The organism is Bradyrhizobium sp. 147 (assembly GCF_023073935.1).
Lineage (GTDB): Bacteria > Pseudomonadota > Alphaproteobacteria > Rhizobiales > Xanthobacteraceae > Bradyrhizobium.
Genome location: NZ_JADPKL010000118.1, coordinates 1 through 1,234 on the forward strand (window position 1 = coordinate 1; position 1,234 = coordinate 1,234).

Annotated in this window: 1 protein-coding gene; it reads left to right on the forward strand. The window is 61.8% G+C overall.

The window, feature by feature from the left end; translation table 11 throughout:
- Window positions 1-112 precede the first annotated feature (112 nt).
- On the forward strand, window positions 113-1,234 hold a 1,122-nt coding region (gene istA, locus IVA87_RS28910; protein WP_247336347.1), incomplete at its 3' end, for an IS21 family transposase.

Below are 1,234 nucleotides of genomic sequence, written 5' to 3' on the forward strand. Positions count from 1 at the left end.
TGTGTTTCGGCATGGAATAAGGACCCCGTTTTCGGGGTGATCGGCATCCAATCGGGACCCCGGGATAAGGGTCCACAGTGGCTTCCATCGAGTCATGGAAGCCGAGGTTGGGATGCTGGTGGTGGAGACGATTGGTAAGATCCGTCGCGCCTACTTTGTTGATGGTCGTCCGATCAAGGCGATCTGCCGAGAACTTGGCGTATCGCGGAAGGTGGTTCGCAAGGTCATTCGTTCTCAAGCGACGGAGTTCCGGTACGAGCGCGAGACGCAGCCGCTCCCGAAGATGGGTGCCTGGAGTGCCGAGCTTGACCGGTTGCTGGCAGGGAATGAGAGCAAGGCGGCGCGGGAACGGCTGACGCTGATCCGGCTATTCGAGGAGCTTCGCGGCCTGGGTTATGCCGGCGGCTATGATGCGGTTCGTCGATACGCACGACGGTGGAGCAAGGAACGCGGCACCTCGACAGCGTCGGCCTATGTGCCGTTGAGCTTTGCACCAGGCGAAGCCTACCAGTTCGACTGGAGCCACGAGATCGTCCTGCTGAGCGGCACCACGGTGATGGTGAAGGCCGCCCATGTCCGGCTCTGTCACAGCCGCATGCTGTTCGTGCGGGCCTATCCGCGGGAGACGCAGGAGATGGTGTTCGACGCCCACGACCGGGCATTCGCCCTGTTCAAAGGCACCTGCACCCGCGGCATCTACGACAACATGAAGACCGCGGTGGAGACGATCTTTGTCGGTAAAGGCCGTCTCTACAATCGCCGCTTCCTGCAGATGTGCAGCCACTATCTGGTCGATCCGGTCGCCTGTACGCCAGCGTCGGGCTGGGAGAAGGGGCAGGTCGAGAACCAGGTCGGGCTGGTCCGGGAACGCTTCTTCACGCCGCGGCTGCGGTTCAAAAACCTCGACGAGTTAAACGCCTGGCTGCTCGACAAATGCATCGCCTACGCCAAGGCTCATCGCCATCCGGAGCTGACCGATCAGACGATCTGGGACGTGTTCGAAGCCGAACGCCCCAAACTCGTTCCCTATGCCGGCCGCTTCGACGGCTTCCATGCGGTGACGGCATCGGTCTCGAAGACCTGCCTGGTGCGCTTCGACAACAACAAGTACTCGGTCGCAGCCAGCGCAGTCGGACGACCGGTCGAGGTTCAAGCCTATGCCGATCGCATCGTGATCCGTCAGGATGGACGTATCGTTGCCGAGCACCCGCGATCCTTTGGCCGCGGCGATACC